General features: G+C 74.7%; 14 protein-coding genes. 3 read left to right on the forward strand and 11 right to left on the reverse strand.

Annotated features, from left to right (window positions below; translation table 11 throughout):
* Positions 1 to 58: 58 nt before the first annotated feature.
* Both ACIRVF_RS37825 and ACIRVF_RS37830 read right to left on the reverse strand, forming a co-directional pair.
* Positions 59 to 1,243, reverse strand: a complete 1,185-nt coding sequence (locus ACIRVF_RS37825; protein WP_402828694.1) for a DUF4419 domain-containing protein — start codon at positions 1,241 to 1,243, stop codon at positions 59 to 61.
* Between the two features lie 125 nt (positions 1,244 to 1,368).
* Positions 1,369 to 2,454 carry a prephenate dehydrogenase gene (locus tag ACIRVF_RS37830; protein WP_402828696.1) on the reverse strand — a complete coding sequence of 362 codons (1,086 nt, stop codon included), beginning with the start codon at positions 2,452 to 2,454 and terminating at the stop codon, positions 1,369 to 1,371.
* Between the two features lie 351 nt (positions 2,455 to 2,805).
* Here ACIRVF_RS37830 and ACIRVF_RS37835 point away from each other — a divergent pair, with 351 nt between their 5' ends.
* From ACIRVF_RS37835 to ACIRVF_RS37845, 3 genes are all read left to right on the forward strand, one after another.
* On the forward strand, positions 2,806 to 5,037 hold the full coding sequence (locus tag ACIRVF_RS37835) for a mucoidy inhibitor MuiA family protein (RefSeq protein ID WP_402828698.1): 2,232 nt from the start codon (positions 2,806 to 2,808) through the stop codon (positions 5,035 to 5,037).
* Positions 5,038 to 5,040: 3 nt separating this feature from the next.
* Entirely contained in the window at positions 5,041 to 6,588 is a 1,548-nt protein-coding gene (locus ACIRVF_RS37840; protein ID WP_402828700.1) for a mucoidy inhibitor MuiA family protein, read from the forward strand.
* Between the two features lie 191 nt (positions 6,589 to 6,779).
* Positions 6,780 to 7,142: a DUF952 domain-containing protein gene (locus tag ACIRVF_RS37845; RefSeq protein WP_402828702.1), complete on the forward strand. Its 363-nt coding sequence runs from the start codon at positions 6,780 to 6,782 to the stop codon at positions 7,140 to 7,142.
* Positions 7,143 to 7,202: 60 nt separating this feature from the next.
* Here the strand turns inward: ACIRVF_RS37845 and ACIRVF_RS37850 are convergent, their stop codons facing one another.
* From ACIRVF_RS37850 to ACIRVF_RS37890, 9 genes are all read right to left on the reverse strand, one after another.
* Positions 7,203 to 8,210 (reverse strand): helix-turn-helix domain-containing protein, encoded by a 1,008-nt coding sequence (locus ACIRVF_RS37850; protein WP_402828704.1) that lies wholly within the window; start codon positions 8,208 to 8,210, stop codon positions 7,203 to 7,205.
* A gap of 223 nt (positions 8,211 to 8,433) precedes the next feature.
* Positions 8,434 to 9,699, reverse strand: a complete 1,266-nt coding sequence (locus tag ACIRVF_RS37855) for a pseudouridine synthase (protein WP_402828705.1) — start codon at positions 9,697 to 9,699, stop codon at positions 8,434 to 8,436.
* Positions 9,700 to 9,761: 62 nt separating this feature from the next.
* On the reverse strand, positions 9,762 to 10,583 hold the full coding sequence (locus ACIRVF_RS37860; protein ID WP_402828707.1) for an SMC-Scp complex subunit ScpB: 822 nt from the start codon (positions 10,581 to 10,583) through the stop codon (positions 9,762 to 9,764).
* Positions 10,580 to 11,458 carry a segregation and condensation protein A gene (locus tag ACIRVF_RS37865; protein WP_402828709.1) on the reverse strand — a complete coding sequence of 293 codons (879 nt, stop codon included), beginning with the start codon at positions 11,456 to 11,458 and terminating at the stop codon, positions 10,580 to 10,582. The genes ACIRVF_RS37860 and ACIRVF_RS37865 overlap by 4 nt, the downstream gene beginning before the upstream one ends.
* A gap of 145 nt (positions 11,459 to 11,603) precedes the next feature.
* Positions 11,604 to 12,167 (reverse strand): hypothetical protein, encoded by a 564-nt coding sequence (locus ACIRVF_RS37870; RefSeq protein WP_402828719.1) that lies wholly within the window; start codon positions 12,165 to 12,167, stop codon positions 11,604 to 11,606.
* A gap of 41 nt (positions 12,168 to 12,208) precedes the next feature.
* A complete protein-coding gene (locus ACIRVF_RS37875; protein WP_402828721.1) occupies positions 12,209 to 13,276 on the reverse strand; it encodes a ParA family protein in 1,068 nt (355 codons plus the stop codon).
* Between the two features lie 436 nt (positions 13,277 to 13,712).
* Positions 13,713 to 14,828, reverse strand: coding sequence for an alanine dehydrogenase (gene ald / locus ACIRVF_RS37880; protein WP_402828711.1), 1,116 nt, complete (start codon positions 14,826 to 14,828; stop codon positions 13,713 to 13,715).
* 259 nt (positions 14,829 to 15,087) lie between these two features.
* A complete protein-coding gene (locus tag ACIRVF_RS37885; RefSeq protein ID WP_402828713.1) occupies positions 15,088 to 17,127 on the reverse strand; it encodes a tetratricopeptide repeat protein in 2,040 nt (679 codons plus the stop codon).
* A gap of 280 nt (positions 17,128 to 17,407) precedes the next feature.
* Positions 17,408 to 18,055 carry an NUDIX domain-containing protein gene (locus ACIRVF_RS37890; protein ID WP_402828714.1) on the reverse strand — a complete coding sequence of 216 codons (648 nt, stop codon included), beginning with the start codon at positions 18,053 to 18,055 and terminating at the stop codon, positions 17,408 to 17,410.
* Positions 18,056 to 18,314: the final 259 nt, after the last annotated feature.

Raw genomic sequence — 18,314 nt, forward strand, 5'->3', positions numbered from 1 at the left:
ACGGGCTCACCGATCACGAGCCCACCGACCACGGCCTCATCGTTCAGAGCCTCATCGATCACGGCCCACCCCCGTTCTCCCGCTCCAGCACCGCGTGCCCCAGCCGGGGCCGCAGGAACTCCCCGTCCCGCTCGATCCCGAGCACCCCGCCCACGAAGACCATCGGCCGCTCGACCCCCAGGCACTCCCACACGAACGGCACCGTCGACAGGTGCGAGGGGAAGTCGTTCACCGCGAAGGCGTCGTGGTGGTACGGCCAGTCCGCCGCTTCCCGCCAGCCGAAGCCCTGCCGCAGCCGGGGGCCGTCCGGAGTCTGGGTGTGGGCGAAGAACGCGGTGAGCCAGCCGGTCACCCGCGGTCCGCCGGACACCGAATCCCACTTGTACAGCGAGCGCCAGAAGCCCTCGTCCACCGGCCCGCCCGCCGCCGTCGCCGCGATCTCCGCCAGGACCGGGCGCAGTTCGGCGAACCACGGCGCCAGCCAGTCGAAGCGCTCCGCCAGCGCCCCGACCCGCTCCGCCAACAGCGCCCAGTCCTCGGCGGTGCCCTCCAGCCGGATTTCCGGGATGCCGCAGCGGGTCTCCCAGCGGAAGTCGTAGTACGGGCTGACCACGTCCATCAGCGCCACCAGCGCCGAGGCCTCGTCGTCCGGCGTCGTGGTGGAGAAGCCCGGCCGGAACAGCTCCACCAGCTGGGTGCCCAGTGCGGCTGTCAGCGGCTCCCGGAGCAGCCGCAGCGACCGCGCCCAGTCGGCGCCCCCATCCGCCCCATCCGCTCCGCCCACCGCGCCCACCGCGCCCACCGCGCCCACCGCGCCCACCAACGTGTCATCACGAACGGTGAGCACCCGCTCCCGGCCCGTCGCGCCGAACAGCACCCGGTAACGCGGCGGGTACATCCGTACGTGCACCGCGACCTCGTGCACCACCGCATACCAGAGCACGTCCGGCGACAGGCTCAGCGGCAGGTGCTCGGCGAAGGCGGCGTGGGCCGCGCGCAGCAGCAGACTGCAGGTCGGCTCCGGCTCGACGAGCTCCGGCTCGAAGAGCTGGGTTCCGACGAGCTCCGGATGGTCGAGCCGCGGGCGGACGGGCCGGGGCAGTTCGACCATCGCCGTCACACTGCGGTGGCGGATCCGGAACTCCCCGCCCATCACCGCCCGCAGGAACCGCTCGTTCCCGAGGTCCACCGGCTCACCGGCCGAACCGTGCCGGGCCTCCCCCAGCGGCAACTCGATGATCACTCCCGCTCCCCTCCCCGCCCGCCCTCGCCACTCCCGGCTCCCGCTCCCCAGCCTGGTCCCGGGTCCCGGGTCCCGGCTCCCGCTCCCCGACCCGTGCCCTTCCGCGCTCCCCGGCCCGACGGCCGTCAGTCCCGAACGCTCCAGCCGCCCGCGCGCAGCGCCGCCGTCAGCCGCTTGACCGACATCGGCGCCACCGACAGCTGGACGAAGCCGACCTGCTGCCCGTCCGAGTGCTCGATGAGGACGTCCTCGATGTTGACCCCGGCCTCGCCGACCTCCCCGAACAGCCGGCCCAGCTCGCCCGGCTGGTCGCCGAGCACCACCGCGACGGTCTCGTACCGGGTGGGCGGGGCACCGTGCTTGCCGGGGATGCGGGCCTGGCCGGTGTTGCCGCGCCGCATGACCGCCTCGATGCCCTCGGCGCCGGCCCGGCGCTCGCCCTCCTCCTCGGCCGCCATGGCGCGCAGCGCGATGACGGCCTCGCCGAGGTCGCCGGCAACCTCCTCCAGCACGTCGGCGACCGCGCCCGCGTTGGCGGACAGGATGTCGACCCACATCGCCGGGTTGGAGGCGGCGATCCGGGTCACGTCGCGCACGCCCTGGCCGGAGAGCCTTATGGCCGTCTCGTCCGCGTTCTCCAGCCGGGCCGCGACCAGCGAGGAGACCAGCTGAGGAGCGTGCGAGACCAGGGCAACGGCCCGGTCGTGCGCGTCCGCGTCCATCACGATCGGCATCGCTCCGCACAGCGCGACCAGCTCCAGCGCGGCGTTGAGCGTGTCGGTGTCGGTGTCGGCGGTCGGGGTGAGCACCCAGGGGCGGCCCTCGAACAGGTCGGCCCGGGCGGCCAGCGGCCCGGAGCGCTCGCGGCCTGCCATGGGGTGACTACCGATGTAGTGGACGGTGTCCAGGCCGAGGGCGGCGATCTCACTGCCCGGGCCGGACTTCACGCTGGCCACGTCGGTGTACCAGTGCGCCAGGTTGCGACGCTGGCAGTCCGCGAGCACCTTGCCGACCAGGGCCGGCGGGACGGCGATGATCGCCAGATCGACCGGGCCCTCGGCCGGTTCGGTGGTGCCGGCGCCGAGCGACTCGGCGGTGCGGGCGGCGTCCGGGTCGGCATCCTCCAGATGGACGGTCAGCCCGCGTGCGGCCAGGGCCAGGGCTGCGGAGGTGCCGATCAGTCCGGTGCCGACGACGACGGCAGTGCGCATGGCGGGTGGCTCTCCTCGATCACGGTTCTCGACTGGACGGTTCTCGCTGGCGGTGCTCAACAGGTGCCACGGTCCCAACGGGTGCCGCACCACCGGAACCGGCCGGGGGCACCCGCGCCCCATCCTCCCATCCGACGGCCCCCGAGAACCCCGGACCCCGCCAACCCCGTCAACCCCGTGCCCGCACACCCCCGGTGCCCCGGCAACCACCGCGCCCCCGTCCTCGTCTCCCACGGTGCACACGCCGCGCCCCGGGAAATCCGGCGACGCCCGGGCCCGAGCGGGGCACACTGGCCGCCGGGGGCGGCGGGGCGAGCCGCGGCACACCGGACGCGAACGAAGGGGTTGCGCATGGACGACCAGCACAGCAGTCACACCGGGCCGTCGAAACCGCCGGCCGTACCGGCCCACCCGTCGGTGCTGGAGTCCGTCGTGGTGTACGCCGAGGGCGCGGTGTGCCGTCGGCGGGCCACCGTCCCGGTCCCGCCCGGCGGACGGCTGCGGCTGACCGGCCTGCCCGGCTCGCTGGACGCCGACTCGCTGCGCGCCCGGGTACTCGCCGGACCGGTCGGCACGGCGGTCGTCGAGGCCCGCCTCGAAACCGTCGCCGAGCTCCACGAGAGCGACGAACTCCCGCAGCTGCGGCGCGAGTTGGACGAGGCCATGGAGCGCCAGGGCGCACTGAACGAGCGCCACCGGCTGGTCCGGACCGCGATCGCCGAAACCGCCGCGCTGCGCGCCGTCCCACCCCAGCGCCGCCGCGACGAACCGCTGCGCCGCACCCCCGCCGACGCCTGGCTGGAGCTCGCCGACTTCGTCGACGAGCGACTGGCCGGCCTCCAGGAGCGGGCCGAGCAGCTCACCCGGGAGATCGAACTCGCCGACCACGAGCGCCAGTTGGCCGCCGACCGACTGGAGCGCGCGTCCACCGCCGGGCGGACCGAGCCGGTCGGGGCCGCCGACACGGTCGTACTCACCCTGTCCGCTGCCGAACAGCCCGGACAAGCCGCCCAGGTGGAGCTGGAGCTTGAGTACGGCGTCCCCGCCGCCCGCTGGGTGCCCGCCTACCGCCTCAGCCACCGCACCGGCGCCGACACCGCCCAGCTGGTCCTGCGCGCCGCCGTCGCGCAGCACACCGGTGAGGACTGGACGGGCGTACGGCTCGCCCTGTCCACCGCCGACCTGGAGCGCCGCACCGACCTGCCCCGGCTCTCCTCCCTGCGGATCGGCCGAAGCCAGCCCGCCCCGCCGCCCTCCGGCTGGCGCGAGCCACCGGCCGGCCTGTCCGACCTCTTCACCGGCTACGACGCGGCCGCCGCCGACCGGCCCGTCACCGCCCGCCCCGGCGCCCCGATCCCGGTCGCGGCCCTCGCCGCCTTCACCACCGAGCCCGCCTTCACCGCCGAGCCCGCCGAAGCCGCCGAGCGCCACCGCAGGCCCCGGGCCGGAGGCGCCCGGCCCGCCGCCCGCGCCGACTTCCGCCCGGACGAGGCGGCACCGGCCGGCCCTCCCGCCGGCGGCTCGCTCGGCATCCAGGAGCCGACTCCGATGCCCCCACCCCCCAGCTTCGCCGGCTACGGTGCCCCACCCGCCGCGAGCGCCCCACCCGCCGCACCGACCACCCCCGCCGCCCCCGTGCCCCAAGCACCCGGCAGCGCCCCCATGCCCCAGGCCTTCGGCGGCGCCCCGCCGCGGATGGCCCTCCGCCGCGCCGCCACCCCGCTCCCGGCCACCGGCCTCGCCCCCGACACCGTCCTGCTCGACTACCCCGCCCTCCGACTGGCCGGCCCCGACGAACCCACCGACCGCCGCGGCACCCTGCGCCCCGACCCCGCCCGGGTCGAGCGCGCCGAGTTGGAACGCTTCCTCCCCGGCGGCCCCGGCGGCGCCCGGCTGCGCGACCTCCCGCTCCCCCGCCACGCCGTCCCGCCCCGCCGGTCGGCCGGCTCCTTCGACCACCGCTTCGACGCCGCCGCACTTGCCGACATCCCCTCCGACGGCACCTGGCACTCCGTCACGGTCGACGAGATCCCGCTCTCCGTCAGCCCCGAGTACGTCACCGTCCCCGCCGTCGAGCAGAAGGTGTACGCCACCCTGGTGCTCGCCAACCGCACCGACCGCGCCGTGCTGGCGGGCCCGGTCGAGGTCACCGTCGACGACGAGTTCCTGCTCACCGCCGCCCTGCCGACCCTCGCCCCCGGCGAGACCCGCCACCTGGGCGTCGGCGTGACCGAGAGCATCGAGGTGGCGCGCCGCACCGAGCTGCACGAGTCCGCCACGGGCATGCTGAAGGGCAACAGCACGGTGCTCGACCACCGGGTGCACGTCCAGCTCGCCAACCGGCTCGGCCGCGCCGTCACGGTCGAGGTCCGCGAACGCGTGCCGCTCGCCTCCGACGCCGAGATCCGGATCGAGGAGCGCGCCGACTGGCACGCACCGGCCGTCCCCACCCCGGAGTGCCCGCCCGGCACCCGGCTCTGGCGGATCGAACTGCCGCCGGGCGGCCGCACCGAGCTGGACGGCGGCTACCAGATCAAGATCCCGGCCGGAAAGGCCATCGTCGGCGGAAACCGGAGGAACTGACAGATGACCGAAGAGACCGTCCCCCTCCCCGTCACCGCCGTCACCTGCCTGGAGGACCGCGCCCAGGTCGAACGCGCGGTGACCGTCGAACTCGCCGAGGGCGTCCAGCGACTGCGGCTGGGCCCGCTCACCGCCCTCGCCGTCGACCGCACCCTGCGTGCCGAGTCCGCCGCCCCCGGCACCCGGGTACTGGAGGCCCGGCTGGTGCGCACCTGGACCCCGCGCGCCCCGCTGCCGCCCGGTCCGGAGGACTCGGCGCTGCGCCACCGGCTGCACGAACTGGAGACCGAGTCCCGGCTCGCGGAGCAGACCCGGGCCCGGTTGGAGGCCCGCCTCGCCCTGCTCGCCCAGCTGAGCACCGACCTGCTGCGCGAGGTCGGCGAGGGCGCCGGCGTCGGTGAGATCGAGCGCACCCGCTGGGCCCGCGAGCTGGACCGGGTGGACGCCGAGCGCGAGCGCTACGGCGAGGAGCTGCGCGCCACCCACTCCCGGCTGCGCCGGCTGGACCAGGAACGCTCCCAGGCCCTGCTGGCCCTGGACCGGGCGGAGGAGGAACCCGCCGAACTGCTCGCCCACCTGGAGCTGACCGTCGAGGCCGAACGGCCCGGCCCGACCGCGCTGACCGTCCACCACCTGGTGCCGTGCGCCCTGTGGCGCCCCTCCTACCGCGCCACCCTGACCGGCGGCGAACTGCGCCTGGAGTCGGAGGCGGTGGTCTGGCAGCGCACCGGCGAGGACTGGACCGGCGCCCGGCTGACCTTCTCCACCGCGCGGTCCGCGCTGGCCACCGATCCGCCCGCGCTCACCGAGGACCGGCTGACCCTGCGCGACCGCACCGACGAGGAGCGCCGCACGGTCGAGGTCGAGCTGCGCGAGGAGGAGGTCGGCACCCTCGGCCCGGGCGCCGCCGTCCCCGGCCTGGACGACGGCGGCGAGGTACGGGTGCTGTCCGCCCCCGCCCCGGCCACCGTCCCCTCCGACGGCCGGGCGCACCGGGTACCGCTGGGTGCCTTCACCGGCCCGGCGAAGACCGAGTTCGCCTGCGCCCCCGAGCTCTCCCCGCTGGTCACCCAGGTGGTCCGGTTCCGCAACGCGGCCGGGCACCCGCTGCTGGCCGGCCCGGTCGAGCTGGTGCGCGGCAGCGGCTTCACCGGGCGCGGCGAGCTGCGCTTCACCGCCACCGGCGCCGAGGCCGAGCTGTCCTTCGGCAGCACGGACGGCTACCGGGTGGTCCGCGAGATCGACGAGCGCCAGGCCACCGCCGCCCTGAGCGGCCGCCAGACCACCACCCGCACCGTCCACCTGCACCTGTCCCGCTTCTCCGGCCCGGAGGAGCATGACGAGCAGCTGGTCACGGTGCGCGAACGGGTCCCGGTCTCCGAGGTGGCCGCGGTCGAAGTGCGGCTGCGCAAGGAGGAGTGCTCCCCGGCGCCGGACTCCTTCGACGCCGAGGGCATCGTCCGCTGGGACGTCCCGCTCGGCCCGGGCGCCCGCCGCAGCCTCACCCTGGTGTACGAGGTCTCCGCCTCGGCCAAGGTGGCCGGGCTGTGAGCCCGGACCGCGCGGCCGCCCCCGAGCCCGGACCGTACTGCCGCGCCGAGCCCGGACCGTACGGCCGCCCCCAGGCCGGGCCGTGCGGCCGCCCCGAGACCGGGCCATGAGGCCACCCGGCGGCCGGCCCGGCCGCCCGTGACGACCGCTCAGGACCGGAATCGGAACCGGAAAGCGGGTAGAAAAGGAACATGATCCTCCATCTCGCACCCCTGGACGACTGGCTGGCCGACCCCGGCCGCCCGTACGCCACCGCGTCGCTGCTCACCGACGGGTTCATCCACTGCTCGGCGGACGAGCAGACGGCTCTCGCGGTGGCCAACGCCTTCTTCACCGACACCCCGGACCCGCTGATGGCGCTGCTGATCGAGGAGTCACTGGTGGAGCCGATGGTCAAGTGGGAGCCGCCGCACGGCGCCCCGCCGCCCGGCGCCACCCCCGGGGTCCTGTTCCCGCACATCTACGGCCGGCTGAACCGCACCGCCGTGGTCGGCCTGGAGAAGGTCGAGCGCGGCCCCGACGGCCGCTGGTCCGCCCTCAGCCCCTGGAGCTGAGGAGCCGCGGCCCGGGGACCCCGGGCCGCGGAACCGGGGACCGATGAACCCCCGGCCCGCTCACAGCCACCCCCGCTCCCGGGCCGCCATCCCGGCCTGGAAGCGGGTGGTGGCGCCCAGCGACCGCATCAGGGCCTGCAGCCGCCGCTGGGTGGTCCGGGCGCTCCAGCCGAGCGAGCGGGCGATCGACTCGTCGGTCAGCCCGGCGGCGAGCAGCCCGAGCAGCTTGCGGTGGTCGGCGTCCGGCTCCGGCGACGCCTCCCCGGTGCCGATCGCGGCCTGCAGCTGCACGGCCCGCTCCCACTCCGCCTCGAACAGCGTGTCCAGCGCCTGGAGCAGCGCCGAGGGGTGGATCACGTAGGCCGCGTCCAGCACGCTGTCGCCGACGCTGATCGGGATGATCGCCATCCGGTCGTCCGAGATGATCATCTTCATCGGCAGCGTCGGCCTCACCCGCGCCTCCTCGCCGTCCGCGACGCCGACCATGATGTTCTTCTCCAGCCGGCCGGGCCAGGCCACCGCGTCCCGGTCGTAGATCGTCCGGAACCTCAGCCCCTCCCGCAGCCGCCGCCGCTGCAGCGGCATCGCCGCCACCGGGTCCTGGATGTACGGCGGGCGGTCGAAGCCGCGCACCTGGTACTGGCTGGTCCCGGTGATGTGCTCCAGCCGCTGGGCAATCGCCTCGCCGCCGGTCAGCACCTCCACCGAGTGCGCCGGGTCGGTGTAGCGCGAGGCCTCCCGGAAGGCGTCCATCAGCCGGTGCATCTCGGCCCGGGCGTGCCGCAGTTCGGACTCCCGGTGGCCGATCAGCGTCCCTATCGCGACGTCCGGGGCGACCGGCAGGTAGCGCTCCCGGTCCACCGGCGCCCGGGTGGCCATTCCCTGCTGCGCGAGCCGGTCGAGCGCGCGCACGCACTGCTGGAACGTCAGGGCGCAGCTCTCGGCCAGCTCCTCCGCGGTGGACTGCGGATTGGCCACCAGGGCCGCGTACACCTGCCCGTCCGGCTCGGCCAGTCCCAACGGGCCGAGCGCGTGCCCGGCGGACCGCCCCAGTGCTGCATCGGACACGACGCCGTCTCCCCCTGTTCGCCCCGGAACACCCCCTCCGGCGCCGGGCTGGCGCAGTCCCGCCACTCGGCGGGCCGGTGCTCCGGTGGCCATCCTCGGCCACGGATCATGGCGCTGACAAGGCCGTGACCAGCGGTTGCGTCCCGGCTCACAGCCGACGCCGGAGGGCCCCCCGCCACCACGGGCGGGGAGCCCTCCGAAGAAGTCCGGGTGAACCTGCCGGTTACAGACCGACCTCGCGCATCAGCTGGCCGACCTCCGGGTTGGTCAGGCGGCGCAGCCAGCCCGACTTCTGGTCGCCGAGCGCGATCGGACCGAAGTGGGTGCGCACCAGCTTCTCGACCGGGAAGCCGACCTCGGCCAGCATCCGGCGGACGATGTGCTTGCGGCCCTCGTGGAGGGTCACCTCGACCAGGTAGTTCTTGCCGACGTTGGAGACGACCTTGAAGCTGTCGGCACGGGCGTAGCCGTCCTCCAGCTCCACGCCCTGGGCCAGCTGCTTGCCCAGGTCACGAGGGATCGGTCCCTGGATGGCGGCCAGGTAGGTCTTGGTCACGCCGTACTTGGGGTGGGTGAGGCGGTGGGCCAGCTCGCCGTGGTTGGTGAGCAGGATGATGCCCTCGGTCTCGGTGTCCAGCCGGCCGACGTGGAACAGCCGGGTCTCCCGGTTGGTCACGTAGTCGCCCAGGCACTGGCGCCCGTCCGGGTCCTCCATGGTGGAGACCACGCCGGCCGGCTTGTTGAGCGCGAAGAACAGGTAGGACTGGGTGGCGACGGTCAGGCCGTCCACCTTGATCTCGTCCTTCTGGGGGTCGACCCGCTTGCCCTGCTCGGTGACCCGCTTGCCGTTGACCTCGACCCGGCCCTGCTCGATCAGCTCCTCGCAGGCGCGGCGGCTGCCGACGCCGGCCCGGGCCAGCACCTTCTGCAGACGCTCGCCCTCGGGCTCGCCGAAGGTCTTGGGCAGCTTGACGGCCGGCTTGTCGTGCCGGGCGAGGACGGCGTCCTCGATCTTGGCCTGCAGCTCCCGCGAGCGCTGCGGCTGGCGGCGCGGATCGCCCGGGGCGCCCTGGCCCTCCCGGCGCGGGCGCGGGGCCGGACCGGGGCGACGGCCGGCGAACCCGCCGCGCGCCGGGGTGGCGTTGGGGCCGCCGCCGTACTCGGGGCGGTCGTACTTGCGCTCCTCGGGCCGCAGCGGGCGGTCCGGGTAGCGGCGGTCGTCGCGCCGGTCGTCCCGACGGCCGCCGTCCCGCCCGTACGAGCCGCCGCGCGAACCCGAACCCGAGCCCGAGCCGCCGCCGTAGGAGCCGCCGCGACCACTGCCGCCGCCACCGTACGAACCGCCGCCGTACGAACCGCCGCGCGAGCCCGACCCCGATCCGCCGCGACCGCTGCCGCTGCCGCCGCCGTAGGAGCCGCCCCGGCCCCCGCCCTGTCCGCCGCGACCGCTGCCGCCGCCGCTGTTCCTGCCGTTGCCACTGCTACGCATCAAAGTGTCCGTACGTCGTTCCGTCTGGGATGTGCGGTCGTCTCGGCCGACCTCACCTCCCCCTACCGATCGTGCGTTGCCCGACCGGCCTCGCCACTGCCGTCCGCGGCCTGCACGGCAGCGGCGGCGACCGCCTCCGCGATCATCGTGCCCTCCAGGGACTCCGCTTCCACGTCGTCGACCTCGGGCAGGAAGGGAGCGAGCTCCGGCAGCTCGTCCAAGCCGCGGAGCCCCATCCGTTCCAGGAAGTAGTTCGTCGTCCGATACAGGATCGCACCTGTTTCGGGCTCGGATCCGGCCTCTTCCACCAGTCCTCGCTGTACCAGGGTACGCATCACGCCGTCACAGTTCACACCACGGACGGCGGAAACCCGGGATCTGGACACCGGCTGCCGGTAGGCGACCACCGCCAGGGTCTCCAGTGCGGCCTGGGTCAGCCGGGCCTGCTGGCCGTCCAGCAGGAAGCGGTCGACGGCCGCCGCGCAGGTGTCCCGGCTGTAGAACCGCCAGCCGCCGGCCACCAGCCGCAGGTCGAACCCGCGCCCCTGGGCGGCGTACTCGGCGGCCAGCTCGCGCAGCGCCCGTGCCACCTCGGCCCGCGGCCGCTCCAGCGCCCCTGCCAGCCGCTCCTCGCCGACCGGCTCGTCGACGACCATCAGGACGGCCTCCAGCTCGGCCCTCAGTCCCGGCCCGACGGGCTCCTCGGCAGCAGCGACGGGCTGCTCAGGGGCGCCGGCCTCCCCCTGCTCCGGCACCGCGGCCGGTCCGGCCACCGGCTCCGGCAGCAGCGCGAAGGCCGGCTCCAGCCACTCCTCGGCCCGCGGCCGCCCCGGCAGCCCGAGCGGGCGCCGCACCGGCCGCCCGCCGTCGTTCCCGCCGCTCATCGCCGCCCGTCCTCCTCCTGGGACCGCTCCGGCTCACCCGCCGGCCGGTCGAACTCGTCGGTCACCTCGACCTCTCCCCGGCCCTCCTCGGCCACCCAGCGCACCCGCAGCTCGCCGAGCGCCTCCGGCTGCTCGAAGGCCAGCACCCGCTCCCGGTACAGTTCCAGCAGCGCCAGGAAGCGGGCGACCACGACCAGGGTGTCCGGCGCGTCCTCGACCAGCTGCTGGAAGGAGGCCTCGCCGAGGCCGGTGAGCAGGTCGACCACCAGGGAGGCCTGCTCGCGCACACTGACCGGCGGGGCGTGGATGTGGTCCACGTACACCACCGGCTTCGGCCTGGGCTCCATGGCCTTGGCCGCCAGCCGGGCGAGCCGCTCCGGCCCGACGGTGATGACCACCTCGGGCAGCAGTTCCGCGTGCCGGGGCTCCAGCCCGACGGTCCGGGGCCGCCGCAGCAGCTCCGCCGCCCAGCGCTCGCCGAACAGTGCCGCCGCCCGCTTGTACGCCCGGTACTGCAGCAACCGCGCGAACAGCAGGTCACGCGCCTCCAGCAGGGCGAGGTCCGCCTCGTCCTCGACCTCGGCCACCGGCAGCAGCCGGGCGGCCTTGAGGTCGAGCAGGGTGGCGGCCACCACCAGGAACTCGGTCGCCACGTCCAGGTCCCAGTCCGGGCCCATCGCCCGGATGTGCGCCAGGAACTCGTCCGTCACGGTGGCCAGCGCGACCTCGGTGACGTCCAGCTTGTGCTTGGCGATCAGGCCGAGCAACAGGTCGAAGGGGCCCTCGAAGTTGTCCAGCCGTACCCGGAAGCCGCCCCGCGACTCCTCCTCGGTGGCGTTCACGGCGCTGGCGGCTGGTTGGACGGTGCTCGGCATGACGGTCCATCTTCGCCCGCCCGCCCGGCCCGGCCCGCCCCGGGTCCCGCCGACACGCCGACACGCCGGCGAGCCGACCCATCGACCCATCGACCCATCGACCCGCCGAGCCGGCCCGCCGCCCTCGGCGCCCGGAAGGGGCGCCCTACCGGCCGCGCAGCCGCCGGACCAGGATCGAGGCCTCGCCGCGCTGCTCCAGGTCCGCCAGGACGACCGCGATGGCCTCCCGGACGATCCGTCCGCGGTCCACCGCCAGGCCGTGCTCGCCGCGCAGCACCAGCCGGGTGTGCTCCAGGTCCATGAGCTCCTCGGCGGACACGTACACCGTGATCTTCTCGTCGTGCCGCTCGCGCCCGCTCGGGCGGCGCGGCGCACGGCCGCGCGGTCGGGCGCGTCCGGCGCCGGCCTGCTCCTCGGCGGCACCCGCGTGGGCGCGGCCCGCCGGTGCGGCGGCGGGGCGGCCCCCGGTCACGGTCTTCCCGGCCTGGGCCTCGCCCGGCGCGGTGCCCTGGCCCCCGGCCGTCCGCTGCACGGGCGGCTGCCCGGGCGCGGGCACCGCGGCGGCGGGCTGCTGGTCCTGCGGCGCCCGCCGGTCGTCCTGGGCGGCCTCGGCCCCTTCGGCGCCGTCCGTGCCGTTGACGGTCCGCGCGGTCTCCGGTCTGGATGCCTCGGCGGCCGGACGCGGCGCGAGGGACGGCGACAGCGCCATCCCGCCGGTGGTCCGGAACAGTTCGTCGGCACCCGGGAGACTCACTCGGCGGGGCGGCACCGGTCGAGCACCTCCCTGGCGAGCTGGCGGTAGGCGGCGGCACCGACCGAGTTGGTCGCGTACGTCGTGATGGGCTCGCCGGCGACGGTGGTCTCCGGGAAGCGCACGGTCCGCCCGATGACGGTGTGGAAGACGTGCTCGCCGAACGCCTCGACGACCCGCGCCAGCACCTCGCGGCTGTGCACGGTGCGCGAGTCGTACATGGTGGCGAGGATGCCGTCCAGGCGCAGCTCGGGGTTGAGCCGCTCGCACACCTTCTCGATGGTCTCGGTCAGCAGCGCGACACCGCGCAGCGCGAAGAACTCGCACTCCAGCGGGACGATCACGCTGTGAGCGGCCGTCAGCGCATTGACCGTCAGCAGGCCCAGCGAGGGCTGGCAGTCGATGATGACGTAGTCGTAGTCCGGCAGCAGCGGCTTCAGGGCGCGCGCCAGCGCGGACTCCCGGGCCACCTCGCTGACCAGCTGCACCTCGGCGGCGGAGAGGTCGATGTTGGAGGGCAGCAGGTCCATGCCGGGGACGGCGGTCTTGAGCAGCACCTCATCGGCCGTCAGGCCCCGCTCCATGAGCAGGTTGTAGACGGTGACGTCGAGCTCCATCGGGTTGACGCCGAGGCCGACGGAGAGCGCGCCCTGCGGGTCGAAGTCGACGAGCAGCACCCGGCGGCCGTACTCGGCCAGCGCCGCGCCCAGGTTGATGGTCGACGTGGTCTTGCCGACGCCGCCCTTCTGGTTGCACATGGCGATGATCTGGGCGGGGCCGTGCTCGGCGACCGGCGCGGGGATCGGGAAGTACGGGAGCGGACGGCCGGTCGGGCCGACCCGCTCGCGGCGCTGGCGCGCGGCGTCGGGGGCCAGCGTGGCGGCGTACTCCGGGTCCGGCTCGTACTCGGCGTCCGGGTCGTCGTAGGCACCGTAGGCGAACTCGCCGTAAGCCAGGCCGTAGGCCGCCAATTCGGCGTCGTGGTCGGTCACCGTGGTCACCTGCGCTGTGTTCTGGCGTGCTTCGAAGGTACGGAGTGCGACCGAGCCGACCTCGGCCGAGCCCACGGAGGGCTGCCGGGCCCCGGGCTCCTCACTCGGCTGGCCGGCGGTGAGCTCCGCCAGTCCTGGCTGACCACCCCCGGGAGCAATTGTCGACTCATTCACAAGTCGTCTTACCTCCTTGGGGATCCAGGACTCTATGTCGATTCGTCAGCGTGGCAGCATGCCGACGGTTTGCGACTCTAGGCCGTTCAAGGCGTTCGCAGCAACACAATCCACGGTAGTGGGCACGATGTGTCGACTATCGGGCGGGCTGCTGTCAAGGGATGAGCGGGCTTATGACCCTAACGTTTCTGCGGGCGGCTGCGGGTCGGGTGACACGACCGACGGGAATTGACGACAGAGCGACCCGCCCGGCCCACCCGGCGTTCACGGGCACGGCGAAGCCCCCGGCCCGAACGGATCGGGTCGGGGGCGAACGACCGCCGTGCGGTCAGGGAGTTCAGGCGAGCACGCTCTCCAGCGTGACCGACTCCAGGCCGAAGGCCTCGGCCACGGCCGGGAAGGTGATCTGGCCCTCGTGGACGTTCAGACCCTTGGCGAGCGCCGGGTCGCGGCGCAGCGCGTCCTTCCAGCCACGGTTGGCCAGCTCCAGCACGTACGGGAGGGTGGCGTTGGTCAGCGCGTAGGTGGAGGTGTTCGGGACGGCGCCCGGCATGTTGGCCACGCAGTAGAAGACCGAGTTGTGGACCTGGAAGGTCGGGTCGTCGTGCGTGGTCGGGTGCGAGTCCTCGAAGCAGCCGCCCTGGTCGATGGCGATGTCGACGAGCACGGAGCCCGGCTTCATGCGGGAGACCAGCTCGTTGGTGACCAGCTTCGGGGCCTTGGCGCCCGGGATCAGCACGGCGCCGATGACCAGGTCGGCATCCAGGACGGCCTTCTCCAGCTCGAACGAGTTGGACATGATGGCCTTGATCTTGGTGCCGAAGATCCGGTCGGCCTCGCGCAGCTTGTTGATGTCGCGGTCCAGCAGGGTCACGTCGTAGCCCATGCCGATGGCGATGGTGGCCGCGTGCCAGCCGGAGACGCCACCGCCGATGACGACGGCCTTGGCCGGGTGGGTGCCGGGCACGCCACCGGGCAGCACGCCGCGGCCGCCGGCCGGACGCATCAGGTGGTACGAGCCGACCTGCGGGGCCAGGCGGCCCGCGACCTCGGACATCGGGGCGAGCAGCGGCAGCGCGCCGTTGCCCAGCTGCACGGTCTCGTACGCGATCGCGGTGGTGCCGGAGGCGACGAGCGCGTCGGTACCGGCCCGGTCGGCCGCCAGGTGCAGGTACGTGAAGAGGGTCTGGCCCTTCCGCAGCCGGTGGTACTCGGAGGCGATGGGCTCCTTGACCTTCAGCAGCAGGTCGGCGGTGGCCCACACCTCGTCGGCGGTGGGGAGGATGGTGGCGCCGGCGGCCACGTACTCCTCGTTGGGGATCGAGGAGCCGAGACCGGCGTTGTCCTCGATGTAGACCTCGTGTCCGTTGCGGACCAGCTCATGCACGCCGGCGGGCGTGATGGCCACGCGGTACTCGTGGTTCTTGACCTCGCGGGGGATGCCGACCTTCACGGCTAAACACGTCCTCTTGCCATGGGGGTCCCGACCGGAGAAGACCGGTGGGCGACGCGCACGTGGGGAGCCTCCGGGCAGGCCGGGGCAGGGGATGCTGCGCGACTGAGTTCGAGTGTAATGAAGCCCAGGCGGCGTGTCAGCCTTCCAAATCGAATAATTTCGCCGAACACATTGGCAGGTTCGTAGGCTTCCACTGGAACTTACCTGCCATAAGCGCTCCAACCGGGCACTTTCGACGATACCTCCGAAACCCCCCTCACCACCCGCCGTCGACCCGTTCCCGCAGGTCCGCGAGGGCGGCACCGACGGCCTCCCGGCCGCGTTCGTCGCCGATCCGGCGCAGCACCGCGAGGGCCGCCCGGTACTCCCGGTCGGCCTCCTCGAAGCGGCGTTGCGCGGTGTGTGCCTCGGCCACCCGGGCCAGCAGCCGGGCCTCCGCCGCGTGGTCCCCCAGCGACTGCCGCAGTCCGAGCGCCCGCCCGTACCAGTCGGCGGCGCGCACCGCGTCGCCGAGCGCCCGGTGGCAGCCGGCCGCGCCTTCCAGGGCCCGGGCGCAGAGCGGTTCGTCCCCCACTGCACGGGCGTGCTCCAGGGCTGCCCGGTAGTGGGCGCCGGCCTGCTCCCAGCGGCCCGCCGCCGCCTGGAGGTCGCCCAGGTTGAGCAGCGCGGCCGAGGCCCGGCGGGGGCGGCCGTTGCGCTCGGCGACGGTGAGTACCAGTTCGTGCAGCCGGTAGAGGTCGGCGGGGGCGGCCGCGCCGGTCAGCGGCAGTGCCCGCAGCAGCGCGGTGACCAGCCGACCGGCCGAGCCGTCCAGATCGCCCTGGCCGATCGCGTCGGCCACCGCGCCGAGCAGCAGCTCCCGCTCGCCGAGCAGCCAGTCCCGGGCGTGCTCGGCCGAGCTCAGCCGCAGCGCGGCCGGCAGCGGGTCGGGGGCCGGTCCGTCGCCCGGGTCGAGCAGCGCGCGGGCCGACTCGGTGAGCCGGACCAGCCGCTCCAGCAGCCGGGCCCGGGCGAGTTCGGTCTCGGCGGCCCGGTCCTCCTGCTCCCGCAGCCGGACCAGCCGCGGGTACAGCCGCCCGGGCACCCGGTAGCGCGGGGTGCCGTCGACGGCCGGCGCCTCCTCGCCGAGCAGTTCCCGTTCGGCGAGCGCGGCCAGCGTCGCGGCGGCCTCCGGCGCCGGGCAACCGACCAGGGCGGAGGCGGTGCGCGGGTCCGCGGTCTGCGCCGGGGCCAGGGTGAGGGTGCGCAGCATCCGCGCCTGGGCGGCCGACAGCCCCCGGTACAGCAGGGTGAAGGCGCCCAGCAGCGGGTCGTTGTCGGGGACGGGCACCGGCTCCGCGGGCTCCGGCCCGGGCTTCACCCAGCTCGCCGGGTCGGCCGGGGCCGCTCCGGCGACGGAGGCGGGCTCGGCCGCCTGCCCCTCCCCCTTCTTCTCCTGCGGCTTCGGCCGCCCCGACCGGCCGGCCTCCCCGGTCTTCCCGGCCTTCCCGGCCTTCCCGGGCTTGGCCGCGTCCCCGTCCGGCTTCGCGGTCTCCGACTGCTCCGCCACCACCCGGTTGAGCTCACGCGCCGCTTCCGTGACGGCGAGCTTCGGATCGCCGCGCAGCCACCCCGCCATCAGTCGCAGCGTGGCGGGCCGGGCGGCGCAGGCCTCGGCGAGGTCGGCCGCGCCGACCGGATCGCAGGAGATCCGGGTGCCGCCCACCAGGTCGGCCAGCAGTTCCGCGGAGGCCTGCCGGTCCAGCCCGCCGAGGATCACCGGGTCGATGTCCTCGATCCCGGTGAGCGGGCCGGCCGTGGTGGCGACCACCAGGCAGCCGGGCTCGTCGGCGAGCAGCGGCCACACCTGCCCGGCGTCCCGCACGTCGTCCAGCACCAGCAGCGCCTTGAGACCGGCCAGCGCCTCCCGCAGCGCCACGCAGCCCGGCTCGTCCCGACCGTCCTCCACCACCCCGGGCAGCGGCACGGCGGCCTCGGGGTCCAGCTGCTCCAGCAGCAGCCGGGCGGCCCGGCCCGGCGGCACCCGCCCGCCGTCGGGGGCGGAGAGCCGGGCGAACAGCACGCCGTCCGGGTAGTCGGCGGCGACGGTCCGGGCGAAACGGGCGGCGAGCGCCGTCCGGCCCGAGCCGGGCCGCCCGGCCAGCACCAGGACGGGGCAGCGGCCGCTCACCCGCCGGGTGGCACCGGCCCGCAGCGCGGCCAGCTCGGCGCGCCGCCCGACGAACAGCGCGGGCCCGGCCGGCAGTCGGTCGAGTCCCGGGACCGCGCTCGCGGGCGCGTCGGGGCCGGGATCCATCGTCGCCGTCTTCCTCGCCACCCGTGCCCACTCCCGACGTCATCCCGCGCTCAGCGCCCGGCGCAAAAAATGCGGGCGGCCCGGGACGGGCGCCCTGTCTGGGAAGCGTAGTTCGACCGTCCGGCTGATCCGAGGTGACATCCGGTCGTACGAACCGGCAAATCACCCCAAGGCATCAAGCCGGGTCGTTCGCCGACGCTCCTCGGGGGCGCCCGCGCCCCGGGAGCCCCCAGACCTCGGGAGGGTTCAGACCTCGGGAGGGTCCAGGCCTCGGGAGGGTTCAGGCCTCGAACGGCCGGGCCGGCCAGGGCGCGTCCGGGCGGCGCAGCCCGTCCAGGCCCTCCGGGGAGTTCAGGGCGGCGTGCAGGGCGAGGGTTCCGGTGATCAGGGTCGGGTTGTGCAGCTGCCCGGCGTGGATCCGCCGGATCAGTTCGGGCACCGGCACCCAGGCGACCTCGATCTCCTGCTCCTCGCCCTCGGCCGCGAAGCGCTCGCCCTCGGCGTCCGACAGGTCGGTCGCCAGGAACATCCGCAGCGCCTCGTCGGTGCCGCCCGGGGAGGTGTAGTAGTCGGCGAGGATCCGCCAGGTGTCGGCCTTGCAGTGGGCCTCCTCGTACAGCTCGCGCTGGGCGGCGTGCCACGGGTTCTCGCCCGGCACGTCGAGCAGGCCGGCCGGCAGCTCCCAAAGCCGCTGGCGGACCGGGTGGCGGTACTGGCGCAGCACCAGCACCCGCTCCTTGTCGTCCAGGGCGAGCACGGAGACCGAGCCCGGGTGGGTCTGGTAGTCGCGCCGGGCCCAGCTGCCGTCGGGCATCCGGACCTCCTCGCTGCGCACCCCGGTGACCTTGCCCTGGAACGGCGTGGAGCTGCCCCGGACCTCCCACTCCTCGGCCGTGTCGGCGATCACCACGTCGCGCTGCTCGTCCATCGCTCTCCCCTTTTCGTCAGTACGACACAATCTAACGCCGGACGGCGGCCCCGCGGGAATCGCGGGGCCGCCGTCCGGTGAACGACCGAGGCCGAGGAGAAGACGACTACTCGCCGGCCGGGGCGGTCTTGATCTCGATGGCGGCCTTGACCAGGCCCGCGAACAGCGGGTGCGGGCGGGTCGGACGGGACTTCAGCTCCGGGTGGGCCTGGGTGGCCACCAGGTACGGGTGCACCTCACGCGGGTACTCGACGTACTC

It is taken from the genome of Kitasatospora sp. NPDC101157 (genome assembly GCF_044768255.1).
Lineage (GTDB): Bacteria > Actinomycetota > Actinomycetes > Streptomycetales > Streptomycetaceae > Kitasatospora.